Origin of the sequence: Streptomyces sp. NPDC048516 (assembly GCF_043199875.1) — a bacterium.
Classification (GTDB): Bacteria; Actinomycetota; Actinomycetes; order Streptomycetales; family Streptomycetaceae; genus Streptomyces.
Map to the genome: position 1 here is coordinate 254,841 of NZ_JBICWS010000005.1, position 24,220 is coordinate 279,060.

The 24,220-nt window shown below is 73.7% G+C and carries 19 protein-coding genes; 10 read left to right on the top strand and 9 right to left on the bottom strand.

Annotated elements, in window-relative coordinates:
- Positions 1-69 precede the first annotated feature (69 nt).
- Positions 70-939 carry an Fpg/Nei family DNA glycosylase gene (locus ACGFR7_RS12865; protein ID WP_393317095.1) on the top strand — a complete coding sequence of 290 codons (870 nt, stop codon included), beginning with the start codon at positions 70-72 and terminating at the stop codon, positions 937-939.
- Positions 940-1,050: 111 nt separating this feature from the next.
- On the opposite strand, the gene ACGFR7_RS12870 is transcribed toward ACGFR7_RS12865, so the two are convergent.
- Both ACGFR7_RS12870 and ACGFR7_RS12875 read right to left on the bottom strand, forming a co-directional pair.
- A complete protein-coding gene (locus tag ACGFR7_RS12870) occupies positions 1,051-2,859 on the bottom strand; it encodes a choline/carnitine O-acyltransferase (RefSeq protein WP_393317098.1) in 1,809 nt (602 codons plus the stop codon).
- A 190-nt stretch (positions 2,860-3,049) separates the two neighbouring features.
- On the bottom strand, positions 3,050-3,919 hold the full coding sequence (locus ACGFR7_RS12875) for an arpA protein (protein ID WP_393317101.1): 870 nt from the start codon (positions 3,917-3,919) through the stop codon (positions 3,050-3,052).
- A 472-nt stretch (positions 3,920-4,391) separates the two neighbouring features.
- Between ACGFR7_RS12875 and ACGFR7_RS12880 the strand changes: the two genes are divergently transcribed.
- On the top strand, positions 4,392-6,407 hold the full coding sequence (locus ACGFR7_RS12880; RefSeq protein WP_393317104.1) for an FAD-dependent oxidoreductase: 2,016 nt from the start codon (positions 4,392-4,394) through the stop codon (positions 6,405-6,407).
- Between the two features lie 41 nt (positions 6,408-6,448).
- Positions 6,449-7,033: a PadR family transcriptional regulator gene (locus ACGFR7_RS12885; protein WP_393317107.1), complete on the top strand. Its 585-nt coding sequence runs from the start codon at positions 6,449-6,451 to the stop codon at positions 7,031-7,033.
- Positions 7,034-7,112: 79 nt separating this feature from the next.
- Here ACGFR7_RS12885 and ACGFR7_RS12890 read toward each other — a convergent pair whose 3' ends face one another.
- From ACGFR7_RS12890 to ACGFR7_RS12900, 3 genes are all read right to left on the bottom strand, one after another.
- A complete protein-coding gene (locus tag ACGFR7_RS12890; RefSeq protein ID WP_393317110.1) occupies positions 7,113-7,385 on the bottom strand; it encodes a hypothetical protein in 273 nt (90 codons plus the stop codon).
- A 175-nt stretch (positions 7,386-7,560) separates the two neighbouring features.
- Positions 7,561-9,135, bottom strand: a complete 1,575-nt coding sequence (locus tag ACGFR7_RS12895; protein ID WP_393317113.1) for an AMP-binding protein — start codon at positions 9,133-9,135, stop codon at positions 7,561-7,563.
- A gap of 132 nt (positions 9,136-9,267) precedes the next feature.
- Positions 9,268-10,176 carry a Gfo/Idh/MocA family protein gene (locus ACGFR7_RS12900; protein ID WP_393317116.1) on the bottom strand — a complete coding sequence of 303 codons (909 nt, stop codon included), beginning with the start codon at positions 10,174-10,176 and terminating at the stop codon, positions 9,268-9,270.
- 366 nt (positions 10,177-10,542) lie between these two features.
- Here ACGFR7_RS12900 and glnII point away from each other — a divergent pair, with 366 nt between their 5' ends.
- The 4 genes from glnII (at position 10,543) to ACGFR7_RS12920 (ending at position 14,394) form a co-directional block, all read left to right on the top strand.
- A complete protein-coding gene (glnII, locus tag ACGFR7_RS12905; protein WP_393317119.1) occupies positions 10,543-11,565 on the top strand; it encodes a glutamine synthetase in 1,023 nt (340 codons plus the stop codon).
- A gap of 120 nt (positions 11,566-11,685) precedes the next feature.
- Complete coding sequence (locus ACGFR7_RS12910; RefSeq protein WP_393317122.1) at positions 11,686-12,612, top strand: DUF6891 domain-containing protein; 927 nt, start codon at positions 11,686-11,688, stop codon at positions 12,610-12,612.
- Position 12,613: 1 nt separating this feature from the next.
- The gene (locus ACGFR7_RS12915) at positions 12,614-13,408 is read left to right on the top strand and encodes a rhomboid-like protein (protein WP_393317124.1); all 795 of its coding nucleotides are present in this window, start codon (positions 12,614-12,616) and stop codon (positions 13,406-13,408) included.
- A gap of 338 nt (positions 13,409-13,746) precedes the next feature.
- Positions 13,747-14,394: a winged helix-turn-helix domain-containing protein gene (locus ACGFR7_RS12920; RefSeq protein ID WP_393317127.1), complete on the top strand. Its 648-nt coding sequence runs from the start codon at positions 13,747-13,749 to the stop codon at positions 14,392-14,394.
- Between the two features lie 113 nt (positions 14,395-14,507).
- Here the strand turns inward: ACGFR7_RS12920 and ACGFR7_RS12925 are convergent, their stop codons facing one another.
- From ACGFR7_RS12925 to ACGFR7_RS12935, 3 genes are read right to left on the bottom strand one after another with little or no spacing between them, the layout of a single operon-like run.
- Positions 14,508-15,164, bottom strand: a complete 657-nt coding sequence (locus tag ACGFR7_RS12925; RefSeq protein ID WP_393317130.1) for a DedA family protein — start codon at positions 15,162-15,164, stop codon at positions 14,508-14,510.
- Complete coding sequence (locus tag ACGFR7_RS12930) at positions 15,157-16,233, bottom strand: lysophospholipid acyltransferase family protein (RefSeq protein ID WP_393317132.1); 1,077 nt, start codon at positions 16,231-16,233, stop codon at positions 15,157-15,159. Before ACGFR7_RS12930 ends, ACGFR7_RS12925 begins: the two co-directional genes overlap by 8 nt.
- On the bottom strand, positions 16,230-17,090 hold the full coding sequence (locus ACGFR7_RS12935; protein ID WP_393317608.1) for a GNAT family N-acetyltransferase: 861 nt from the start codon (positions 17,088-17,090) through the stop codon (positions 16,230-16,232). The genes ACGFR7_RS12930 and ACGFR7_RS12935 overlap by 4 nt, the downstream gene beginning before the upstream one ends.
- Before the next feature lie 608 nt (positions 17,091-17,698).
- On the opposite strand from ACGFR7_RS12935, the gene ACGFR7_RS12940 reads away from it, so the two are divergent.
- The 3 genes from ACGFR7_RS12940 (at position 17,699) to ACGFR7_RS12950 (ending at position 23,404) form a co-directional block, all read left to right on the top strand.
- Positions 17,699-20,959 (top strand): alpha-N-acetylglucosaminidase TIM-barrel domain-containing protein, encoded by a 3,261-nt coding sequence (locus tag ACGFR7_RS12940; RefSeq protein WP_393317135.1) that lies wholly within the window; start codon positions 17,699-17,701, stop codon positions 20,957-20,959.
- Between the two features lie 49 nt (positions 20,960-21,008).
- Positions 21,009-21,239 carry a DUF397 domain-containing protein gene (locus ACGFR7_RS12945; protein ID WP_030083635.1) on the top strand — a complete coding sequence of 77 codons (231 nt, stop codon included), beginning with the start codon at positions 21,009-21,011 and terminating at the stop codon, positions 21,237-21,239.
- Between the two features lie 194 nt (positions 21,240-21,433).
- A complete protein-coding gene (locus ACGFR7_RS12950; RefSeq protein WP_393317138.1) occupies positions 21,434-23,404 on the top strand; it encodes a hypothetical protein in 1,971 nt (656 codons plus the stop codon).
- Positions 23,405-23,452: 48 nt separating this feature from the next.
- On the opposite strand, the gene ACGFR7_RS12955 is transcribed toward ACGFR7_RS12950, so the two are convergent.
- Positions 23,453-24,214, bottom strand: coding sequence for a class I SAM-dependent methyltransferase (locus tag ACGFR7_RS12955; protein ID WP_393317140.1), 762 nt, complete (start codon positions 24,212-24,214; stop codon positions 23,453-23,455).
- Positions 24,215-24,220: the final 6 nt, after the last annotated feature.

The window sequence follows — 24,220 nt, forward strand, 5'->3', positions numbered from 1 at the left end:
ACGCTCGCGGCACCGAACCTCCACCCGCCGCGAACGGTGTCCACCGCACTTCCAAGGCACACTGGCGTTATGCCTGAATTGCCGGAGGTTGAGTCGCTGTCGCGGTTTCTGGGTGAGCGGCTGGTCGGCCGGTCCGTCGCGCGGGTGTATGCGGTTGCCGTGCATGCGCTGAAGACCTATGAGCCGCCGCTGACCGCGCTCGAAGGGCGGTCGTTCGAGGGGGTGAAGCGGCACGGGAAGTTTCTTGATCTTCGGGTCGGCGGGCTGCATCTGGTCATGCACCTCGCCCGGGCGGGGTGGGTGCGGTGGAGTGACCGGCTGCCGGAGGCGCCGCCGCGGCCCGGTAAGGGGCCGTTGGCCTTGCGGGTGCGGCTCGGGGAGCCCGACGACGGGGCGGGGTTCGAGGTGACCGAGGCCGGGAGCCAGAAGCACCTTGCGGTGTATGTCGTGCGGGAGGTGCTGGAGGTACCGGGGGTTGCGCGGCTCGGGCCCGATCCGCTCTCCGAGGGGTTCACCGCGGAGGCCTTCGCAGGGCTGCTGGCGGGGGAAAGCCGGCAGATCAAGGGGGTGCTGCGGGACCAGAGCGTGATCGCCGGAATCGGGAACGCCTACTCGGACGAGATTCTGCACGTGGCGCGGATGTCGCCGTTCAAGCTGGCCGCCAAGCTCTCCGGGGAGGAGGTGGCGCGGATCCACGAGGCGATCGGCAGCACGCTCCGTGAGGCGGTCGAACGGTCGCGTGGGCTGGCGCTCAAGGACCTCAAGGCGGAGAAGAAGAGCGGGCTGCGGGTGCACGGGCGCAAGGGCGAGTCCTGTCCGGTGTGCGGGGACACGATCCGCGAGGTGTCGTTCAGTGACTCGTCGATGCAGTACTGCCCCACCTGTCAGACCGGGGGCAAGGTTCTGGCGGACCGGCGGATGTCGCGGTTGCTGAAGTAGGGGGATGGGCGCGCTCCCCGCCACCGGGCCGGCGCCGTGGCGGCCGACCGGTGGCGGATGCCCGATGGCGGATGGCCGGTGGCGGCGGGCCCCGGTGGCGGGGAGGACGTGTCAGGCCCCGGCCGGACCGGTCGCCAGCAGCTCGCGGAGTTCCGCCACCGCCTCCCGGAGCCGGTCGGCGAAGGTGTGCATCTGGTCGGCCACGGCCAGTGGCGTGCTCAGGTAGAGGTGGAAGCGGTCGGGCAGGAGGACGTAGGCGACGCCGATGCAGCGGCTGCTGGTGGAGCCGAAGCCGAAGTACTGGATGTTGGCGGACGGGGCCGAGCTGGTGCTCAGGTAGTCGTCGCGCATCGTCAGCCAGCCGGGCGTCCGGTAGAGGGCGGGCTGCTCGGTCACGCCGAGTTCCGTGCCGCGGCGGCGCTGGATCAGCTCCAGCTCCCACAGGTGCTGCTCGGGTGCGTCGCCGGCCTGGCACTCCTTGGCGCGGGCGACGTGCTGCGCGGCGGCGGCCCGGAAGGCGGCCCGACGGGTGTCGGCGTCGGCCGCCGGGTCCTCCATCGCGGCGACGAACGCCTGGATCTCCGGGGTGACCACCCGCATCGCCTCGGTGCGGCCGCGCCGCCACTGGCGGGTGGCGATCGACTCGTAGGTGGCGCCCAGGTGGCCCTTGGCGCGCTGGTGGGCCAGTTGGTAGGCGAGCTGGACGAAGGCGTCCGGTGAGGAGCCCAGGGCCTTGGCGGTGGTGCTGCCGAAGTCGTCGAAGGAGACGGTGCGGGTCGCGGTGCTCTCCCCGTACGCCGCGAACGCCTCGGCGGCGGAGCGCACCTGGTCCCGGAGGGCGTCGTCCAGCTCGAAGACGACCGGTTCCAGGGTGGGGAGCCCCTGGGGGCGGGCTCCTGAGCGGCGGGAGTGTTCCTCGGCGGGGGCGCTGAGCAGGGCGTCGGTGAAGCTGAGGATGGTGGTGCCGTCCAGCTCGCAGTGCTCGACGTTGATGCCCGCCCGGCCGTCCGCGAAGACGATCAGGGAAACGGCCTTGTCGAACCAGCGGTTGCCGCGGTCGCCGTAGAGCAGTTGGTCGCAGGTCTGCTGGGTGTCCTCGGGGGCGAAGTCCTCCAGGCAGACGCAGAACAGGGCGGTCTCGATGTCGTCCAGGGCGTCCGCGTTGCGGGGGTGGCCGGCGCGCAGGGACTCCCGCGCCGCGGCCCACTCGGCGCGGGCCATGGTGGTGAGGTGGCCCACCGAGGTGCCCTCGGGGGCCGGTTCGGCGCCGGCCTTCTGTACGGCGCGCAGCCCCGCTTCGAGGTCGTCGAGGCTGTGCGGGGCACCGTCAGGGCCGAGTACGTCCATCCGGAACGCGTTGCCGCGGAAGAACACCACGATGTGCCGGGCGCGGGACGGGCCCGGCCAGGCGGCCGTGTAGGGGCTGCGGACGGAGTCCTGCTGCGCACCGGGGATGCGGGTGGCGGAGAACAGGTACTTGTTCTGGATCATCGACTGGGGTGCGCCGCGCTGCACCACGGGAGGAATGAGTTCCGCATCGAGCTGCCGCTTGTAGTCGACGGCTCCGGCGATGAGACCGGCGGCCCGCTCCACCTGCGACGGCCGGGGTACGGCGTCCTGGAAGAGGAAGAAGAAGTTGGCGTTGAGGGCGATCCGGTCGCGGCGGCCCAGGTAGCGGTACGGCCAGAAGGTGTCGAGCCAGCTGTGGACGCCCTCGGTGGCGTCGTACTCCTCCAGCGCCGCGTGCAGTGCCCGGCCGGGGCCGCCGGGCCGGAGGAAGGCGGCCACCTCCGCCTCGGTCGCCGCCAGCTCGTCGGCGGTCAGCAGCGGTGCGCACCAGGCGAGGAACCGCTCGGCGCTGGCCTCCAGCGTGGGCAGGGGCACCCGCGGCAGGCTGTCCTCGTGGGCGAAGGTCGTCATGACTGCGGGCCTTTCCTGACGGGTGTTCAATTCTGCTCTCTCGATTCCGGTCGTGGGGACCTGTGGGCCTGTGAGCCTGGGGGCCTGTGATGTCACTCGTCCATGGTCGCGCCGTTACCGACCGTGTCCGACGCCGCGGGGAGCGCGGAGCGGGCGGCGGTGCACGGCGACGGCGTGTCCTCGCCGGCCGCTAATCCAGCAGCCGGTCACCCCGCACGGCCCGGCCCTCGGCCGCCAGATGCTCGGGCAGCACCCGGCCGAAGAGCTGCCGGGTCCGTGCCACGCTCCCGATGACACCGGGGCGCTCGCTGTAGGCGAAGATCGCGGAGTGGCGCGCGAGCTCCCCGCGCACCGGGCTCACCCGGTGGAGCGAATAGCGGCCCTTGAACAACTGGAGGTCGCCCGGGTGCAGGGGGAGGCGCCGGGTCAGCCGCTCGCCCCGGCCGTCCAGGACGTCGCGGACGTCGTCGAAGTGCTCGTCCTGGGCGGACCGGATGTTCGGGCAGTACTCGAAGACGCCGCCGTCCTGCGCCTGGCGGGTGAGCAGGCTGACCGTGAACTCGTTGGTGTCGAAGTGCCAGGGGTGCTCCATGCCCGGCGCGACGACGTTGAGGACCAGCCCGGAGAGCGGGTCCGCCAGCTCGTGCAGCTGCGGCAGTCCGAAGCAGCGGGCGATGAAGTCCTGGAACGCCGTGTGGGAGTAGAGGCGCCCGATGAGGGAGTTCGCGGGGACGCGGTCGCGGGGGACGAACGCATTGCCCCGCTGGAAGGTCCGGCGGCCGGGGTGACCCTCGGGCAGCGCCCGGTCCACCGCGATGTTGTAGACGTTGACGGTCTCGACGTCGTAGTGCGCGTGCGGCGCGAAGGCCGCGCACTCCTGTTCCAGCGCCTCGCGGAGTGACGGGCGGATGAAGTCCGGCAGCACGGTGCAGCCGGTCTCCGAGAGTTCGCGCCGGGCACGGGTGATCACGGCCCGTCCTTCGGCACTGTCGAGCTGCGACAGGGGGTACCGGGCGGTGTCGACCACCTGGTCGGGCGTGATGGCTTGCACAGTGCTCATGCGACCCTCTCCACGTACGGGCAGACCGTCTTGAACCGGAGGCCCGCCACCGGGCCCGCGGCCTCGCCCCGGACGCCCCCACCAGGCGATCCGTGCGGTCCGCGTGCCGTCCGGCCCGCACCTTCGGCTCTTCGGCAACTCCATTGAGGAGTAGCACAGTTGAAGTTCCCACAGCGCCCCTGTGTTGTCTGTGATACGTCACACTGCGCCGATGCGGCCGGTGCGCGCGGTGAGGGGCACAGCAAGGAGTGCGGCGAGGCGCACGGCGAGCAGTGCAGGCGAGGCGCACGGCGGGGAGTGCGGCGAGGGGCACGACGGGGAGTGCGGTGAGGCGCACGGCGGGGAGTGTGGCGCGAAAGGGTGCCGGGCGGGCGCGCCGGCGTCGCCTGCGTCACGCTTTTATGCAACTTGTTGCATAAGGCTGGCGGCTGGTCTACAACTGCTGTCACGACCACCGCGCCAGGAGGCCCCCATGAGTCAGTACCCGCACCTGATGAGCCCGCTCGACCTCGGGTTCACGACCCTTCCCAACCGGGTGCTGATGGGGTCGATGCACATCGGCCTGGAGGAGGCCGAGAACGGCTTCGACCGGATGGCCGCCTTCTACGCCGCCCGCGCACGGGGCGGCGTCGGCCTGATGGTGACCGGCGGTATCGCGCCGAACGAGGCGGGACGGCCCTACGACGGCGGGGCCAAGCTCACCACCGAGGAGGAGGCGGCGCAGCACCGGACCGTGACCGATGCGGTGCACGCCGCGGGCGGCCGGATCGCGATGCAGATCCTGCACTTCGGGCGGTACGCGTACCACGCCGATCTGGTCGCGCCGAGCGCGATCCAGGCGCCCATCAGCCCCTTTGCGCCCCATGCGCTCACCGACGACGAGGTCGAGCAGACCATCGAGGACTATGTGCGGGCGGCGGAGCTGGCCAAGTCCGCCGGGTACGACGGTGTCGAGATCATGGGCTCCGAGGGCTATCTGATCAACGAGTTCATCGTGGGCGCGACCAATCAGCGCACGGACCGGTGGGGCGGCTCGTACGAGAACCGGGTGCGCTTCCCGCTGGAGATCGTCCGCCGTACCCGCGAGCGCGTCGGCACGGACTTCATCCTGATCTACCGGCTCTCCATGCTGGACCTCGTTCCGGGCGGCTCGACGCTGGAGGAGGTGGTGGCGCTCGCCAAGGAGATCGAGGCGGCCGGCGCCACGATCATCAACACCGGTATCGGCTGGCACGAGGCCCGTATCCCCACCATCGTGACCTCGGTGCCGCGCGGCGCCTACACCTGGGTGACCAAGCGGCTGATGGGCTCGGTCACCATCCCCCTGGTGACCAGCAACCGCATCAACACCCCTGAGGTGGCCGAGGAGTTGCTGGCCGACGGGCGCGCCGACATGGTGTCGCTGGCCCGGCCCTTCCTCGCCGACCCGGACTTCGTCGCCAAGGCGCAGGACGGCCGGGCCGAGGAGATCAACACCTGCATCGGCTGCAACCAGGCCTGCCTCGACCACACCTTCAGCGGGAAGATCACGTCCTGCCTGGTCAACCCGCGGGCGTGCCACGAGACCGAGCTGGTCCTCGCCCCCACCCGGCGGCGCAAGCGGCTCGCGGTGGTCGGTGCCGGGCCCGCCGGGCTCGCCTGTGCCGTTTCCGCCGCCGAACGCGGCCACGAGGTCACGCTGTTCGACGCCGCGGACGAGATCGGCGGACAGCTGAACCTCGCCAAGCGGGTGCCGGGCAAGGAGGAGTTCGAGGAGACCCTGCGCTACTTCCGTACGCAGCTGGCACGGCAGGGGGTGGAGGTCCGGCTGAACACCCCCGTGGCGGCCGGGGACCTCGGCGGGTACGACGAGGTCGTGGTGGCCACCGGAGTCACCCCGCGCACCCCGGAGATCGAGGGCGTCGACCACCCGAGCGTGGTCAGCTACCTCGATGTGCTGCGCGGCGGCGCGCAGGTCGGCGAGCGGGTGGCGATCCTCGGGGCCGGGGGCATCGGCTTCGATGTCGCGGAGTTCCTGACCGACGCCGGCGACGCGGCGAGCCAGGACCCGGAGACCTACTTCCGCGCCTGGGGCGTCGACACGGAGTACGGCGAGCGCGGCGGCCTGCGGGCGCCCGAGCGCCCCAAGTCCCCGCGCCAGGTGCACCTGCTGCAGCGCAAGACGTCGAAGGTCGGCGCCGGCCTCGGCAAGACCACCGGCTGGATCCACCGTGCGGAGCTGCGGCACCGCGGCGTGACGACGGTCGCCGGGGCGACGTACGACCGGATCGACGACGAGGGCCTGCATGTCACCGTCGACGGCACGGCCGGCACCCTCCCCGTGGACACCGTCGTGCTGTGCACCGGGCAGGAGCCGCGCCGGGATCTGTACGAGGAGCTGCGGGCCGAGGGGCGCGCCGTGCACCTCATCGGCGGTGCGGACGTCGCCGCGGAGCTGGACGCCAAGCGCGCCATCGCGCAGGGGACGGAGCTGGCGGCGGCGCTGTGACCTGCCGCCGGGACCTGCCGCCGGCTGCCTAGGATGGCGGCATGTCACTCCCGCACGCCATCCTCACCGCCCTGCTGGAGAAGCCGTCGTCGGGGCTGGCGCTGACCCGCAGGTTCGACCGGTCGATCGGCTACTTCTGGTCGGCCACGCACCAGCAGATCTACCGGGAGCTGGGGAAGCTGGAGCAGGCCGGGTTCATCCGGGCGCTGCCGAGCGCGCAACCGTCCCGCGGGCAGAAGAAAGAGTTCGAGGTGCTGCCCGCGGGACGGGCCGAGCTGACCCGGTGGGCCGGCGGCGAGCAGGACCCCAAGCCCATCCGGGACGCGCTGCTGCTGCGGCTGCGGGCCTCGGCGGTGGTGGGGCGGGCCGGGCTCGACGAGGAGCTGCGGCGGCATCTGACGCTGCACCGGCGGCAGTTGGCGGAGTACCAGGAGATCGAGGACCGCGATTTCGGGGCCGCGGCGGATCCGGAGGACCGGTTGCGGCGGGTGGTGCTGCGGGCCGGTATCGGCCTGGAGACCTTCTGGGTGGAGTGGCTTGAGGAGGCGTTGGCGGAGGTGACGGAGCTGGATGCCGCCGCGGAGGGCCGCAGCGGGGGAACAGCGGACGGTGGCTCGGGCGGGTGAGCCCGGGCGGGCACGGCAAGGGGCGGCCGGCCCCGGGGAAGTCCCGGGACCGGCCGCCCTGTGGTGTGCCGGGGAGCTGTCAGCAGTGGTCGTAGAGGAGGGCGCGCACCAGGCGGCAGGTCGTCTCGGACGGGGCGTGGACCCCGATCTCGGCCGCGGTGCCGCGGATCTTGCGGTTGTGGGCCTGCTCGGGGCGGTAGACGCCGGTGTCGAGCAGGGCTATGGCGAGCCGCATGGCCTTCAGGCGGCGGTTGTGCGATTCGTACCGTTCACGCGGCCATCCGGCGGGCAGCGGCTTCTTGGGCAGTGGGTGGGCCGGGAGAGGCTTCGTCATGAGTGTGGCAGCGGCCATCGGCGGACCTCCTGGAGCGTGGATGAACCCTCACTGACTGGTTCCCATTCTACTGCCGGGCACTGACAAAAGCCCCTGGCCAGGGGGGATTTGGAGCCCGGAACGGACCGTGCGGAGGGCGCTTGCGGAGGAGCCTTGCGAGGGCCCGTGGAGGAGCCGTGCGGAGGGCTGTTCGTCAGGCCGTCGCGGCGGTCGCGTCGGTCGCGGCCGTGGCCCGCAGCAGTGCCTTGTCCGGCTTGCCCACGGGGGTGAGGGGGATGGTGTCGAGGACACGGACGGCGGCCGGGGCGTACAGGGCGCCCTTGTGCTCGGTGACGAAAGCGCGGAGGCCGTCGGCGTCCACCCGGTGGCCCGGGGCCGGGACGACCGCGGCATGCACCTCTTCGGCCTCGTCAGCCCCACGCACCCCGTAGACGGCGCAGTGGGCGACCGCGGGATGGGTGTGCAGCAGGTCTTCGACCTCCGCCGGGTGGACGTGCCCGCCCACGACGATGATCAGGTCCTTGACCCGGTCGACGAGGTAGAGCCGGCCCTCGTCGTCCAGCACGCCGACATCGCCGGTGCGCAGCCAGCCGTCTTCCCGCAGGACCTGCGCGGTCACCTCGGGCTGCTTCCAGTAGCCGTTCATCACCGCGTCGGAGCGCACATGGACCTCGCCCCGCTCCCCCGCCGGCAGGTCCCGCCCGTCCGCGTCGCGCACGGCGAGGGTCACACCGGGCAGGGCGCGGCCGACGGTGATGCGTCCGCCGGGGCCGGTGCGCAGGTGGTCCTCCGGGCGGGCCTCGGTGATCGACATCGCCTCGGCCTGGCCGTACAGCCCGAACAGCACCGGCCCGAAGGCCTCGGCGGCCTGCGCCAGCCGGGTGGGTGAGGCCGCACAGCCGCCGTAGGAGATTCGGGTGAGGGAGCTGAGGTCGGTGGTGGGGAGGGTGGGGTCATCGAGGAGCCGGTAGAGGAGCGGGGGCAGCAGCCAGAGGTGGGTGATGCGGTGGCGGGCGACGGCGGCGAGTACGGCGGTGGGGTCGAAGGCGCGGTGCAGCACGACGGTGCCGCCGGCCACGAGCGTGGCATCGGCCAGGATGCCCGCGAGGTGGGCGAGCGAGGTGCAGGCCAGGAAGCGGGGCGGATCGCCGGCGGCCTCCATGCGCTGGTGGATCACCATCCGGGCGTACGGGGCGTGCCTCATCCGGACGCCCTTGGGGATGCCGGTGGTGCCACCGGTGTGCCGGACGCACCAGTCGTCCTCGGGGCGCGCCGCGCTCGGCACCTCGGGGGTGGCGGGGAGTGCGGCACCGGCGGCGAGCAGGTCGGCACCCAGCTCGGCGGCGCCCTCCCCCAGGGTCATGACCTCGGGGAGCGGGCCCCTGAGGTGGTGGAGCAGCGTGCGCCCGGTGTCGTTCAGGGCCGGGTCGACCAGGAGCAGGGTGGTGTCCACGCTGGTGACGATCCGGGCCAGGGTCTCGGCTGCCATGCCGTCGTACAGGAAGACCACCCGGGCCCCGAGGAGGCCCGCGGCGTAGCGGGCGGCAAGCACCTCGGGGCGGTTGCCGCTGAGGAGACAGACGGTGTGGCCGCGGCCGATGCCGCGGGCGGCGAGCACCGCCGCCATGCGGTGGACGGTGGCGTGCAGGGCGCCGGCGGTGATCTCTTCGCCGTCCTCCCCGACGGTCACCGCGGTGCGGGACGGGTCACGGGCGAGGGCGGCGAGAAGGGCGTCGGCGTAACTGGTGAAGCCGGTGACGGGCGTCATGGCGGTGGGTCCCTTGGTCCGGTGACGGGGAGCGTGACGAAGCGGTCACGGCCTTGACGCTACGGACGTTCACTGATGCCCTCCACGACCAATTTCGCCATGTGGTCATGACCCGCCAGGCATGACGAGTGGTCATGACCCGTCAGGCGTGAGGGACGGGAGAGTTTCCTCCGCCGCCGCCAGGATTTCGGTGACCCGGAGGCCGAAGCGGAGGTCGCAGGCGTTGGGCAGACCGGTCTCGACGGCGGCCAGCAGGGCGTCGACCGCGTGCCGGTAGGCCACGTCGGGGCCGTCCTGGCGACGGGGCAGGGAGGTGATGCCCGAAGTGCCGCGGAGGGTGATCTCGACGCCGGACGCCGCGGCCGGCGCGGTCAGGCCGAGCGTCGCCGAACTGGCCGCGCCACTGCTGTGACGCATCGTCAGCAATACGGCATCGGCGGGGCCGCGGGCCGCGGTGACCGTTTCCGCATCACCGAGGACCGGCAGGAGCACCGACAGCGCATGCGGGCCGACGTCCCACAGCCCGCCCTTCTCGCGACGCCAGGGCGAATCGGCGTACGGGCTGGAGCTGTCGTCGGCGAAGACCGAGCCGAGCCAGTCGGCATGGGCGGTGAACCAGCCGCCGGCCGCGGCCTGCGCGGCGATCCACTCGCCTTCCCGTGCCCCGAAGCGCGCCGTGAAGAACACCACCGAGGCGATACCCGCCCGGTCGGCGGCGGCGGCGAGGGCCCGGGCCTCGGGCACGGTGGTGGCCACCGGCTTGTCCAGGAGGAGATGACAGCCGGCCTCGGCGGCGCGGAGTGCCAGCGCGGCCTGGACGGACGGCGGCAGGGCGATCGCGAGGGCGTCGCAGGCCTCGAACAGCTCGTCGGGGCTCTCGTACGGGCGGGTGCGGTGGACCTGGGCCAGCGCCGCGGCGGCCTCCGCCCTGCGCCCCCAGATGCCGGTGAACTCGACGCCGGGGTGGGCGGCGAGGGCGGGGGCATGGACGCGTCGCGCCCAGGGGCCGGTGCCGAGGAGTCCGATGCGTGGGGTCGTCATGGGGCCAGTGTCCCGCGGGGGGCGGGCGGGGCCGGGGATTGAGCGGCCCGGGGCGTACCGCGGAGGCGGGGGACGCCGGCGGGGAGAGGGCCCAGCGGCGAGGAGCCGACGTGCCGGGTGAGGCACCTGGGGTCCGAGGGGCCGCTGAAGCGGCGGACCTGAGGCCTGGGGCACATCGGAAAGATGTGAAGACGAGCACATTGACTCATGGAATCCCAGGTTCTCGGGGCGAAAATCCTTAGGAAAGGCTGGATGTCCGGCTCGGTAACCTGTGGTTCACAAACGGGCAACGGACGAGAAATGGCGCGTTGCGAGAGTGCGGCGGTACGCCCGCACCGTACCCGCACCGACCGTGAAGAGGACCCCGTGAGCATCAAGGCCGAGTACATCTGGATCGACGGCACCCAGCCGACCGCCAAGCTCCGTTCCAAGACCCGGATCCTGTCCGACGGCAGCAAGCTGCCCCGGTGGGGCTTCGACGGTTCCAGCACCAACCAGGCCGAAGGCCACTCCTCGGACCTCGTGCTGGAGCCGGTGTTCAGCTGCCCGGACCCGATCCGCGGCGGCGACCACCTGCTGGTGCTGTGCGAGGTGCTGCACACCGACCTCACTCCGCACCCCTCCAACACGCGGGCGCTGCTGCGCCCGGTGGCGGAGCGGTTCGCCGGCCAGGAGCCGATCTTCGGCATCGAGCAGGAGTACACCTTCCTCAAGGGTGACCGTCCGCTCGGCTTCCCCGAGGGCGGCGGCTACCCGGCCCCGCAGGCCGACTACTACTGCGGCGTGGGCGCCGACGCGATCTTCGGCCGGGAGATCGTCGAGAAGCACCTCGACCTGTGCCTGGCGGCCGGTCTGGGCCTGTCCGGCATCAACGCCGAGGTCATGCCCGGCCAGTGGGAGTTCCAGGTCGGCGCGCTGCCGCCGCTGGAGGTCTCGGACCACATGTGGGTGGCGCGCTGGCTGCTGCACCGGGTGGCGGAGGAGTTCGGCGTCACCGCGTCGCTGGACGCCAAGCCGGCCAAGGGCGACTGGAACGGCGCGGGCGCGCACACCAACTTCTCCACCCGCGCCATGCGCGAGGGCTACGACCCGATCATCACCGCCTGCGAGGCGCTGGGCCAGGACGGCAAGCCGCTGGAGCACGTCCGCCAGTACGGCACCGGCATCGAGGACCGGCTGACCGGCGCGCACGAGACCGCCCCCTGGGACGCGTACTCCTACGGCGCCTCCGACCGCGGCGCCTCGGTGCGCATCCCCTGGCAGGTAGAGGTGGAGAAGAAGGGCTACATCGAGGACCGGCGCCCGAACGCCAACGTCGACCCGTACGTGGTCACCCGGCTGATGGTGGACACCTGCTGTACGGAGCTGGCGCGGCGCGAGCAGATCTGACGTCTTCACCACCGCGGGTGCGGGGCCGGACCGGTGCGGTCCGGCCCCTTCGCCGTGCCCACGGTCGTTCCGAGGGCGGCTCAGGGGGTGTTTGTCAGTGGCTGCTGGCAGGCTGGGGTCATGCTTGAGATCAGCGTCAAGACCGAGTCCGGCCCGGACCGATCACGCCCGGACGAAGCCGAACTCACGGGGCTGCTGCGGCGGATCGGCGCCGACGACGACCATTTCGTGGTCGTCGAGCGGTTCCCCGAGGAGGCCCAGGCCTTCGTGCAGGTCTGGCGGGACGACGAGGGGCCGTTCACGGTCGAGTACCGCGACGGCGCGCCGGAGCGGCACTTCCGCGCGGAGAGCGGCGACGCCGAGCGGGTCGTGGAGGTCTTCCTGGACTGGGCGCGCGGCGGGGAGGCCTGGCGTACGGCGCTCGACTGGCAGTGGGCTGACCTGTACTCCACGCCCGGTCTGGATCCGGAAACCCGTGCCGTCGCCGAGCAGCGGGCGCGTCAGCAGATCCATGGCGGTTTCCGGGACTTCCACGAGGTCGCGCAGGGCGTCTGCGAGGCCTTCGGCCCCGAGGACCCCCCGGTCTCGCTGGACGACGCACGCCGGATCGTCGGCGGCCTGTGGGAGGAGCGGCTTGGCGAACAGGCCGAGTGGCCCGAGGTGACCGACGCCGACCGGGTGGAGCGGGCCTTCGGGGCACTGGACGCCCAGGGGCTGACCGCCCGGATGAACTTCAGCTGTTGCAGCAACTGCGCGGTGGGCGAGATAGCGCACGAACGTGCCGGAGGGGACCGGGGCTTCGTCTTCTTCCACTTCCAGGACACCGAGGCGGCAGCGGAAGGCCATGGGCTGGCCGTGCGCTACGGCGTCTATGCGGATACCGGCGAGGCCTCCGCGGAGGACCGCACCGCGGTCGGGCGGACGGTGGTGGCGGCGCTCACCGGGGCGGGCCTGCCGGCCCAGTGGGACGGCAACCCGGACCGGATCATCGAGGTCGCCCCGCTGGACTGGCGCAAGCGGCTGCCGAGAACGGGAGCGGGAGCCTGAGATGCCGACGGCCGCATCGCGGATGACGCCCGGTGGCCCCGTGTCACGGGCCGCATCGCGGATGACGCCCGGTGGCCCCCTGTCCCGGGCCGCATCGCGCGTCCTGACGTCCGCGGCCGCCGTCCCTCGTGGTCGGCCGGTCGCCGTGCCCTGGGCCGCGCCGCTCTATGTCGGTGCCGTACAGCTCGGGGCGTACGCCACCGCGCGGCTGCCCGGACGGCAGCGCACGGAACTGCTGCGGGCGCACTCCACCAACGTCGCCAATCTGCGGGCCGGAAGGTGGCAGACGCTGGTCACCAGTGCGGCGTTCGTCGAGGAGCCGCTGCCGGTGGCCTACGGCGCCGCGCTGCTCGCCACCCTCGGCACGGCCGAGGCGCGCTGGGGCACCTGGCGTACGGCAGGGGTGTTCGGGGCCGGTCACGTGGGGGCCAGTCTGCTGGTCTATGCGGCCTTGCGCTGCCGGCCACCGGACGGAACTCGCCCAACCGGCGCCGGAGCCCGCGCCGTTCAGGGCGCCGAGGCCACGGGAGCGGAGCCGCCGGACGCGACCGCGCGGGCCATCGACGTCGGAGCCAGCTACGGCTTCAACGCCACGGTGGGCGCCCTGGCCGCCACCGTCCCGCACCGTGGCGCGCGCACCGCGGCAACGGCCGGTCTGCTGGCACTGGGGACCTGGCCCGTGCTGCGCCGCCGGCGCACGTTCACCGACGCCGGGCATCTGGTGGCGCTGGCGCTCGGGTTGGCGATGGGGACAGGGATGCAGGCGGGAAGGGGGAGACGGGCGGGAGCGAAGTGACACGGGTACGGGCGAGGCGAGTGCGGGCGCTCCCGGTCCCGGCACCTGCGCGGCTCGGGTGCGGCGACTCCCGTCACAGGGTCCGCCGCACGAGGGACAGATCACCGGCCGTCTGGTTCAATAGGCCCATGGCCAGCCTCACCGACACCGCGACAGGTCGCAGCGACCTCGAGCCTTTCTGGCCGTCCCGGCAGGCGCACGCATTCGACCGTCTGTGTTGCCGCGCGCACTGAGCGCGGGCCCGCACACCCTTTATCGACGCCGCTGACCGGCGTTTCACGCCCTGCCCGCGCGCATGACGTCCCCGACGCCCCTCTGCGCGAAAGAGCTGACTTCCGATGTCGAACCTCCGTACCCTGACCGCCGGTTCCGCCACGGCTCCCCTCCCCGCCCACGCTGCCCACCCCGCCTCGCACCCCCCGCACCCCCCGCGCCACCGGCTGCGCGCCGTGGCGCCGGACGAGGCCCACGCGTCGCCCGCCTCGGCCCCGGGCGAAGGCGCCTCGCCCCCCGGCGTCCCCTCGGTCGCCGAGCTGCTGGACTCGGGCGCCACCTGGCTCCCGGCCCCGCAGCACAGCCTGCCCGCGCTACCGGGCCGGCCGCCGATGGTCGGCTACCTCGTTCTCGTACCGGCCGAGCAGGTCGCGACCGTCCCGCCGCCGGCCACCGCCGGCCCCGGAGTGAGCACGCCGACCGGCGACGAGATCGTGCGGATCGACCCGGAACAGCGCACCGCGCAGGTCCAGGGCCAACCGCTGGACCTGACGTACCTCGAATTCGAGCTGCTGGCCCATCTGGTCGCGCATCCGCACCGGGTGCACACCCGCGACCAGTTGGTGTCCACGGTGTGGGGCTACGGGCACGTCGGCGACGGCCGTACCGTCGATGTCCATGTCGCCCGGCTGCGGCGCAAGTTGGGCGCCGCGCACCGGGCGTCGATCGTGACGGTGCGGAGGGTCGGCTACAAGTACGTGCCGGGCATCTGAGGCCGGGAGGCCTTGAGACCGGGAGGCCTTGAGACCGGGAGGCCTTAAGACCGGGAGGCCTTAAGACCGGGAGGCCTTGAGACCGGGCGGGGGAACCGCTCCCCCGCCCGGTCTCACAGTGCGCGTATCCGGGGTCCGCACCGCTTCGGCGTGCCCCGTTCCCCGTCCTGTGGTGCGGACCGGCGGTGCAGAGCGCCCACGCAGCCCGCCACCACCAGCCCGGCCCCGGAGGCCAGCAGCATCCCCTCGGCCGGGGAATCGGTGAGCGCCCTGCCGCCCAGACCTCCGAGCGCCGCGCTGCCCACCGCCCAGATGCCCGCGCCCACCGCGTCCAGCGCGACGAAGCGGCGCAGCGGGAAGCGGACGCTCCCGGTGGACAGGGCGGCGATCACCCGGCCGCCGGGCAGGAAGCGGCCGGCGATGATGAGCAGGGCGGCATGCCGTTCGACCAGCGCCCGGGCCCTGGAGTGCCGGGCCCGGCCACGCTCCCCCCGCAGCAGCCGGGCGACCGCACGCGGCCCCGCGTACCGTCCCACGGCATGGCCGAGGCAGTCACCCGCCAGTGCCCCGGCCGCCGCCACGCCCGCCAGCAGGGCGAGCAGCGGCAGGTCGGGGCCGATGAGTACGGCGAGCAGAACGACGGTGGTCTCGCTCGGCATGAACGGCAGCAGCGCGTCGAGACCGGACACCAACAGGACGACCAGCCACAGCCAGGGCGAGCCCAGCATGCCCTGCAGCGGCTCGGTGAGCTGGTCCAGTTGCTCAAACACGGGCCGGGGCATCCGGTGTGGCGGGCCCCGGTACCAAAACCTCCGGCACGGGGACCTCCGGCACGGGAACCTGCGGTACGGGGACCTCGGGGACTGCCACCGCGCCCGCCTCCGTAACCGCGCCCGCCTCCGGGACCGCGCCCGCCTCCGGGACCGCCACCGCACCCGGCTCCGGCCGGCCGCCCAGCACCGCGCGCGCCGCCCGCTCCGCCAGCTCCCGCCGGTCCCAGAACCCGTCCGCCGGGTTCAGCACCGGATGTGCCGTGACGCGAACGGCCAGCGCCCGGGCGGCGAGCACCCTGCGCAGCGAGGCGGCGAAGGTGTCCTCGCCGCAGAACGCGGCGACCGTGCTGGGCAGGCCCTGCTGGGTGTATTCGAGAGTCACCGGGCGGACCGGCGCGCCCGCGTCGAGGGCGGCCTGGAAGGTGGCCCGGCGGAAGCCGCCCCGGTCGGCGGTGCACCAGGTGGTGGCCTGCGGGAAGACCGCCACCGACCGCCCGGCGCCGAGCAGTTCGGACACCTCCCGGACGGTGTGCCGCAGTCGGCGGGGGCTCGTACGGTCGATGAAGTGCGTACCGGCTCCGCGGGCCAGGCCGCCGACGACCGGCCAGGTGCCGACCTCGCGCTTGGCGAGCAGGGTGACCGGTTCGACGGCGAGCAGGGCGAGGATGTCGAGCCAGGAGATGTGGTTGATGACGATGAGGGTGCCGGGGCCAGGGCCAGGGCCGTTGGCGGTGCCGAGGCCGGAGCCAGGACCGGAGCCGAGGCCGGTGCCGGTGCCGGTGCCGGAGCCAGGGCCGGAGCCAGGACCGGTGCCGTCACCGTCGCGATCGCCCGCGGTGAGCGCGGCCGCGCCCTTGACGCGGACTCCGAGCGCATCGAGCAGCGCCCCGGCGTGGGCCCGCAGCCGTACCGGATCGGCCATCCGCTCCCCGTCCGTCAGCGCCCGCCGTACGCAGCGCGCGAACGCGGCGCCGCGCCGGGCGATACGGGTCGCCGGTACCCGCGGCAGGGCGTGGGTGGCGCAGTCCGGAGTGCAGTCGGACCAGACGTCCCAGGGGCCGTTCACCGCTCCCCCAGAAAGTAGCGGCGGTAGCGGTCGCCGAGCCGTTCCATGTCCAGGACGACGAAGAAGTCGGCGACGTCGAACTCGGGGTCATGGGCGGGCGCGCCGCAGATGAAGGCGCCGATGCGCAGATAGCCGCGGAGCAGCGGTGGCAGCTGGGCCAGGGTGGGGCGTGCGGGGACGGGGACGGAGGGGTGCCAGGGGTGGTGCGGGGTGACCTGCAGCCCGGGCGGGGCGGCGTAGCGGGAGCGGCCGAGGCCCCAGGCGTGGGCGGCGGCGGTACCGCCGTCGGCTAGCGGTACCGAGGCGCAGCCGGCGAGGTAGCGGTGGCCGGAGAGCAGGGTGTAGCGGGCGAGCGCGGCCCACATCTGGGTCATGACGGCGCCGTTGCGGTGGGCGGGGTGGACACAGGAGCGGCCGGCCTCGATGAGGGAGGGGCGCAGCTCCGCCAGCGCACCGAGGTCGAACTCACCGTCGGAGTAGAGCCGCGGGCCGCGGCCGGGCGGCAGCAGCCGGTAGGTGCCGACGACGTCGCCGGTGGCGGTGTGGGTGACGATGAGGTGGTCGGCGAGATCGTCGACGGCGTCGATGTCGTGGCCGGCGAGCGGAGAGTGCAGGGTCGCCCCCATCTCGCCGGCGAAGACCTGGTGGCGCAGCCGCTGCGCGGCGCGGATCTGCTCGCGGGTGTCGGCGATCTCCGCGGTGTAGCCGGGGTCGTCAGCGGGTGCGGGGCCGGGAACGGCGGGTGCCGGGCCGGGAACGGCTGTGGGAGCGGGAACGGCGGGTGCCCGGCCGGGAACGGCTGTGGGAGCGGGAACGGTTGTGGGGACAGCCGCGGGCGTGGGGACGGGAGCGGGCACGGAAGCGGAGGCGGTGCGGGGAACGGCAGCCGTGCGGGAAACGGAAGCGGAGGCGGTGCGGGGAAGGGCAGCCGTGCGGGAAACGGAAGCGGTGCGGGAAACGGCAGTGGACGCGGTCGATGCCATGCTCATGAGAGCCCTCCTTGGGGAGTGGGGAGGCTGTGCGAGTCGACGGGCGGTGAGACAGCGGGGCCGACGGGCCGTACGGAGCGAGCAGCCGGTGCACCGCTCCGCTGCTCCGCAGTGGTCCGGGTACGCCCTGGGTACGGGCGCAACCCGATGACCTGGCCCTTCTCTACGCGGCAGACTGTTCCCGGGCCCGCCGGCCGGGCGCGTGAAGCCCAGGGAGCGAACGGATGAGGGTCCGCGGAACACTGGTCGCCGCGCTCCGGGGCCGGGCGCGCGGCGGCTGTGCGGGCCGATGGCCCGGCCGGTGTGTCCGGGGCCTGGCCGCATCCCGCCTCATCCCGCCTCATCCCCCGCGTCCCGCCGCATCCCGCCGCATCCCGCCGCATCCCGCCGCACACCGTCTTGGACTGAGGCCGGGCGACCGTTAGCGTGCCACCCGCACGGAGACTGTTTGTTACCACCGAGCAGTGGGAGCACGCATGAGCCGACCGTCACGACGCGCACTGTTGGGAACCGCCGGAGCGATCGGGGCCGGGGCGGCGCTCGGCGGGGCCGCTCCCGCCGCCGGCGCCGCGGCCGTAGGGCGGTTGGCCCGCCGCCAGGAGCGGGCACCGGCGGACGACACCGGAGCGACGGATGACACCGGCACGGCGTACGGCACCGGAGCCGCGTATGACACGGAACCGGCGCGGGCCGCGCTGACCCGGCTGCTGCCCCGGCACGCCGACCAGTTCCAGCTGGTGCCGCTCGCCCCGGAGGGCGGCGCCGACCGCTTCCGGGTGGACGGCCGGGCGGGCCGTATCACGGTCGCCGGGACCACCCCCGCCGTCCTGCTGACCGGCGTCCACTGGTACCTCAAGTACACCTGCCGGGCCCATCTGTCCTGGGCCGGCAACCAGGTGGAGCTCCCCGGCCGGCTGCCCGCCCCGGCCTCGCCGGTCGACCGGTCCACCTCGCTGCGCCACCGCTTCGCCCTCAATGACACCCACGACGGCTACACCGCTCCGTACGCGGACTGGCCGCACTGGGAGCGGCTGATCGATGTGCTGGCGCTGCACGGGGTGAACGAGGTGCTGGTCACCCCGGGCGCCGAGGCCGTCTACCACCGGCTGCTGACCGACTCCGGCTACTTTGACGCCGAGGCCCGCGCCTGGCTTCCCGCGCCCTCGCACCAGCCGTGGTGGCTGCTGCAGAACATGAGCGGCTACGGCGGCCCGCTCAGCCGCGAACTGATCGACAAGCGCGCCGGGCTGGGCCGCCGGATCACCGACCGGCTGCGCGAGCTCGGCATGCACCCCGTCCTGCCCGGCTACTTCGGCACCGTCCCGGACGGTTTCGCCGCCCGCAACCCCGGCGCGCGCACCGTGCCGCAGGGCACCTGGTCCGGCCTCAAGCGCCCCGACTGGCTCGATCCGCGCACCGACGCCTTCGCCGCAGCCGCCGCCTCCTTCTACCGCCACCAGCACCAACTCCTCGGCCCCGCCGACCACTTCAAGATGGACCTGCTGCACGAGGGCGGCGACCCGGGCGATGTGCCCGTGCCGGAGGCCGCCCGCGCCGTCGAGAAGGCACTGCGCGCCGCCCGCCCCGATGCCATCTGGGTGATCCTGGGCTGGCAGGGCAATCCCCGGCGCGATCTGCTGGACGCCGTCGACCACGACCGGATGCTGGTCGTGGACGGCCTCAGCGACCTGGACACGGTCACCGACCGGGAACGGGACTGGGGCGGGGTGCCGTACGCCTTCGGCTCGATCCCCAACTTCGGCGGCCGCACCACCCTCGGCGCCAAGACCCATATCTGGGCCGAGCGCTTCACCACCTGGCGCGACAAACCGGGCAGCAAGCTTGCCGGGACCGCGTACATGCCGGAGGCCGCCGAACGCGACCCGGCCGCGTTCGAGCTGTTCAGCGAACTGGCCTGGCGGGAGCGCCCGGTGGACCGCGCCGCCTGGTTCGACGGCTATGCCGACCTGCGCTACGGCGCCCGCGACGACGGGGCCCGCGCCGCGTACGCCGCACTGCGCACCAGCGCGTACGAGATCTCCAGCAAGGACGGCCGGCCCCACGACTCGGTCTTCGCCGCCCGCCCCTCGCTGGCCGCCCGCTCCGGCACGGTCTACGCCACCCACACCCCGGCCTTCGACCCGGCGGCGTTCGACACCGCCTTCGCCGCGCTGCTGACGGTCCGCCCCGCGCTGCGCGGCAGCGACGCCTACCGCCACGATCTGACGGACGCCGCCCGGCAGGCCCTCGCCAACCGGTCCTGGCAGCTGATCGGGCAGCTTCAGGAGGCCTACCTGCGCAAGGACCGTATGACGTTCCGTGCGCTGTCGGAGCTGTGGCTGCGGCTGATGCGGCTGTGCGACGAGGTCACCGGCGCGCACCGGCTGTTCCTGCTGGGGCCCTGGCTGGCACAGGCCAAGGCCATGGCGACCGGCGCCGGGGAGGAGGCGCGGCTGGAACACAGCGCCCGGGCGCTGGTCACCACCTGGGCGGACCGGGCCACCGCCGACGGCGGTTCGCTCGCCAACTACGCCAATCGCGACTGGCACGGCCTGATCCGCGAGGTCCATCTCCCGCAGTGGCAGGCGTACCTGGACGAACTGGCCGACGCGCTGGCCGCGGACCGGCCGCCGAAGACCTTCGACTGGTACGCCCGGGAAGAGCCCTGGACCCGCGCGCGCACCACCCATCCGCTGCGCCCGACGACCGATGCGTACCGCACCGCGCGGCGGGTCCACGACACCCTCGCCAAGGCCCCCTACCAGGGCACCGTCACGGTCACCGCCGAACCGCCCGCGCTACCGCCGGGCGGCCGGGCCACCGTCACCGCGGCGCTGCGCAACGTCAACGGGCTGCGGGCGACCGGCCGGGTGGACTTCGCGCTGACCGGCGTCGCGGCCACCGCTTCGGGCCCGGCGTCGCTGCCTTCGCTCCCGCCCGGCGGCACCGGCCGCGCCCGCTGGCAGGTCACCGCCCCCGCCGGTCCGCTCAAGACCCCCTTGCACCCGCTCCCGTACGACCTGGCCGTCGACTACGGCCCGAAGGGCGAACCCCGGATCCGCGCGGCGCGGCACGGCACCCTGTACGTGGCGGGGCCGCTGGACGACGAGCTGCGGACCGTCACCACCAATGCGGCGGTTTTCGGCCAGTTGGGCGACCGGCTGGCCGTCAACGGCGGCGGCGCCGACCTGTGGAAGGCCACCGCCGAGTTCGGCGCGGTCTACCGGCCGGGCGCGCTCACCGCGGGCGGCTCGGTCACCGTCGAGGTGACCTCCCAGGACCCGACCGGCCCCTGGGCCCGCGCCGGCCTCGTCGTCCGCAACCGCCTCACCGCGCCGTCCGCCCCGAGCGCCCCGTCCGCCCCGGACGCCTCCTCAGCCACAGGCGCTGCGGATGCCGCGGACGCCCTCGGCTTCCTCAACCTCTCCGTGACCCCCGCCAACGGCGCCGTGCTGTCCTACGACGCGAACGGCGACGGCACCCTGGACACCTACCGGCGGATCACCGGCGTCGCCGCGCCCGTCCTGCTCCGCCTCACCCGCGGGAAGGACGCCGGGGCCGCGGGCACCTATACCGGCTCCTGCTCCACCGACGACGGCGCGACCTGGCACGAGATCGCCACCGTCACCGTCCCCGGAGCCGCCGCCCGCCAGGACACCGGTCTGCACCAGTGTGCCGCCAACTCCTCGACGGGGGACCGCGGGACGGCGGAATTCCGCCGCTGGAAGCTCGCCTGACCGCCGCGTACCCTGACCGGGAACGCACCACGAGCGAGGGGATCACGGTATGAGTGCCGCAGCTGAGAAGGAGTGGCTCTACGCCCTCGACATTTCCGACGCCACCTGGCAGCGCGCCCCCGGAGACGCCGAGGAGGCCGTGGAGATCGCCTTCCTGGAGCGGGGCGCGGTGGCCATGCGCAACTCCACGGACCCCGATGTGGTACTGCGCTACACCGAGGCGGAGTGGCGGGCGTTCGTACTCGGCGCGCGCGACGGCGAGTTCGACCTGCAGCGCTGAAGCCGGGCCTGCAGCGCCGAAGTCCGACCTGCAGAGCACCGAAGCCCGACGTGCAGCACCGAAGCCGGCCCGTCCGGCAGTCATTGCGGCCACCGCGGTCCACCCAACGCGGTGGCCGCGGCCGTGTGGTCGTCACCCGTCAGGGCGCCCCGGAGGGCCGGTGACCATCACAGGAATCACTCGTTTCACCGAACGTGAAGCAGCAGCAAGCGACACCCCAGCGTCCGGACCGCACCTCCCCCGGCAGCCTTGAGGACATCGGTGACGTCATCGACGTCGAGCAGGCCGAGGCGGCGCTGGTCGAGCACTACCCCCGGCTGGTCCGGCTGGCCTACCTCGTCCTGCCGCCGGGCCAGAGCCGCGGCCGGCGGGTGCTGGCCGCGCATGCCGTCGTGCAGCGGACCCTGCCGCGCCAGCGCAGCTCCACCCGCGGCCTGGGACTGCCCGCCCAGCGCGCCGGCACGGACGCGGCGATCGACCCCGGCTATGCCTTCGTACGGCTGCGGGTCCTGCGGGCCGCCCTGGCCGCCGGCCGCTCGCGCCGGTGGCTGCCGGCGGTGCCGCCCCCGTTCCCCCAGGTCTGGGGCCTGCGGCTGTTCCCGCGCTCCGGCGGGGCCGATGAACTCGCGCTGGACCAGGCGCTGTCGGCGCTGTCCGGCCCGGGGCGGGCGGCGTTCGTGCTGCGCGATCTGGAACGGCTGAGCAGCCCCGAGACGCGCCGGGTGCTGGAGGCCGTCGGCGTGGCACACCCCCGTGCGGCGCTGGACGAGGCGGAGCGGGCCGCCACGCCGGCCGGCAGCCGGGACCGGTCGCTGCTGGAGTCGCCGGAGTTCGATCCGTGCGCATTGCAGGCCAGGCCGACGGATCTGATCCGGCGGCGGCAGCACGGCCGGGCGGTGCTGACCGCCGGGGTGGCGGTGCTGGTGTGCGGGGCCCTGCTGGGGATGCCGGGCGACGGCTGGGGTCCGGACGGCGCCGCCGCCCCGCCGTACGCACGCAACGCGGCGTCCGAAGCGGCCCTGGACCCCGGCAAGCTCATGGTGACCTCGGCGACCGCCTGGAAGAACGCCGCCCGGCAGGACTTCTCGGCCTGGCCCGCCCGCGGCGACCGGATCCACGACAAGGCGCTGCTGCGGCGGGCGCTGGCCGTGTGGGCCAGGCCCGGTGCCGGGGTCCCGGTCTCGGCGACGCCCGGCACCCCGACAGGACCGGCCGCGGGCCCGGCCCAACTGCTCTTCGCGGGCGTGGTGGACCACGTCGTCGTGGTGCTCTTGCACGACGGGCTGCGGGTGGTGCGCTACGCGGAGGCGGCAAACGGCGAGGGGCAGAGCGACGGCACCGGCGCGGCGGTGGACTTCGCGCGGACCGACGGCGCGGCGGCGGATTCCGCGAGCGCGCTGGTCGTGAGCCGTACGCAGGGCAATGTCCGGTATCTGACCGCGCCGTGGGTGAAGTCCGCGCGGCTGGTCGATCTGATCAAGCCGGACGAGCCGGGCAGCCGGTTGCGGATCGGGGCCGACGGCACGACCGGTCCGGTGCCCACACCGCGGCCCGCGGCGACGTGCACGACCTGGCCGGCGCTGCGGATGGGCGGCCGCCTGCTCACCGACCTCGGTGAACTGGCCCCGGCCCGGCTGACGTACGGCACCCCCCGCAAGCCGCGCGAGGTGACCGCCCCGCGCGCCAGGACGGCCTGGGCGCGCACGGCCTGCCAGCTTGCCGCGGTGCGCGGCCAGGGCGTCCGCGCGGTGAACGCCTGGGAGTTCGCCCACCAGCCGCTGCCCGGGGGCGCGGGCAGCGCGGCGTGGCTGTGCACCCGCGCCGAGACCTGGCGCGGTCCGGGCAGCCGGACGATGGCCCAGATCCAGACACCGGCAGCGGGCGGCCGGCCCTACGCACCCGGCACGGTGGCGGCCCGCGCCGAGGGCGGTACGGCCTGCGGTCCCCGGGCACCGCGGGCCCTGGCCGGGGTGCTGTGGAAGTCCGCCACCGGTCAGTGGTGGCTACTGGCCGCGGGCAGCAGCCAGGTCACCTCGATCACCACCACCGGCGACGTACACGGCCAGGCCCCCGGCCGCCTGCTGACCCTCCCGGCGAAGTCGGGCGACCGGGCGGAACTGAAGGGCCGGCTGGCGAACGGGAAGGAGGTCGGGGCGGTGGGCTAGCGCATCGCGCCACGGATCCCGGACAGACGTCTGCAGCCTCCGTGCAGGTCACGGGCGGGTGGCCACCAACAGGTCCACCACATAGGCCTCTTCCACCGCTCCGTCGGGGAAGAGCTCGCGCAGTCGCTCGCGCTCCACGCGGAGAAAGGACCGCCTGTCGTCCTCGGCGAGGACCAGGAACGCCGAGCGGCTGGTGATGTTGGCGAGGTGTGTGTCGAGCGGGACCGTGCGGCTCCACCGCACCCGGCGGCGCACGGCCCGGAGCCCCGACAGGCCCGCGAGCCGGATGGCGTCGCCGTCGTCGGGACGCGCCCGGGGAGAGGGTGCCACTCCGCAGTGGTGCGCGATCCGCTCGTGCTGTGCACGGATCCAGGGCACGTCAAAGGCGGTGGTGTTCCACCAGACCGCGAGCGCACCGCCCGGGCGCAGGACCCGCAGCGCCTCCGGGACCGAGCGGGCGGTGTCGGTCCACTGCCAGGACTGCGCGTAGGTGATGAGGTCGTGGGAGGCGTCCGCGAGCGGGAGGGCGTTGCCGTCGCCCCGCACGATCGGTACGTCCGGGAGCCCGGTGCGGAACCGGGCGGCCATGGCATCGCCCGGCTCCACACCGGTCACGTCAGCCCCGCGCGCACGCAGCAGAGCGGTGGCGATTCCGGTGCCCGCGCCGACATCGGCGACGCGGGCACCCGCCAGGGGCCGGCGCATGACCTGTTCGACGAAATCGAAAAGCGCGGGCGGATACGAAGGCCGGCCGGCCGCGTACTGGTCAGCGGCCGCGTTGAACGAATGGGCGCGGGAGTCTGCGGACATCCTCAC

Bases quoted from the DNA above. Each gene is read 5' to 3' on its own strand.
- ACGFR7_RS12900 (WP_393317116.1), bottom strand. From the start codon at position 10,176: ATGACGACCCCACGCATCGGACTCCTCGGCACCGGCCCCTGGGCGCGA.
- ACGFR7_RS12885 (WP_393317107.1), top strand. From the start codon at position 6,449: ATGTCACTCCCGCACGCCATCCTCACCGCCCTGCTGGAGAAGCCGTCG.
- ACGFR7_RS12890 (WP_393317110.1), bottom strand. From the start codon at position 7,385: ATGGCCGCTGCCACACTCATGACGAAGCCTCTCCCGGCCCACCCACTG.
- ACGFR7_RS12955 (WP_393317140.1), bottom strand. From the start codon at position 24,214: ATGTCCGCAGACTCCCGCGCCCATTCGTTCAACGCGGCCGCTGACCAG.
- ACGFR7_RS12865 (WP_393317095.1), top strand. From the start codon at position 70: ATGCCTGAATTGCCGGAGGTTGAGTCGCTGTCGCGGTTTCTGGGTGAG.
- ACGFR7_RS12870 (WP_393317098.1), bottom strand. From the start codon at position 2,859: ATGACGACCTTCGCCCACGAGGACAGCCTGCCGCGGGTGCCCCTGCCC.
- ACGFR7_RS12910 (WP_393317122.1), top strand. From the start codon at position 11,686: ATGCTTGAGATCAGCGTCAAGACCGAGTCCGGCCCGGACCGATCACGC.
- ACGFR7_RS12940 (WP_393317135.1), top strand. From the start codon at position 17,699: ATGAGCCGACCGTCACGACGCGCACTGTTGGGAACCGCCGGAGCGATC.
- ACGFR7_RS12880 (WP_393317104.1), top strand. From the start codon at position 4,392: ATGAGTCAGTACCCGCACCTGATGAGCCCGCTCGACCTCGGGTTCACG.
- ACGFR7_RS12895 (WP_393317113.1), bottom strand. From the start codon at position 9,135: ATGACGCCCGTCACCGGCTTCACCAGTTACGCCGACGCCCTTCTCGCC.
- ACGFR7_RS12945 (WP_030083635.1), top strand. From the start codon at position 21,009: ATGAGTGCCGCAGCTGAGAAGGAGTGGCTCTACGCCCTCGACATTTCC.
- ACGFR7_RS12920 (WP_393317127.1), top strand. From the start codon at position 13,747: ATGTCGAACCTCCGTACCCTGACCGCCGGTTCCGCCACGGCTCCCCTC.
- ACGFR7_RS12915 (WP_393317124.1), top strand. From the start codon at position 12,614: ATGCCGACGGCCGCATCGCGGATGACGCCCGGTGGCCCCGTGTCACGG.
- ACGFR7_RS12875 (WP_393317101.1), bottom strand. From the start codon at position 3,919: ATGAGCACTGTGCAAGCCATCACGCCCGACCAGGTGGTCGACACCGCC.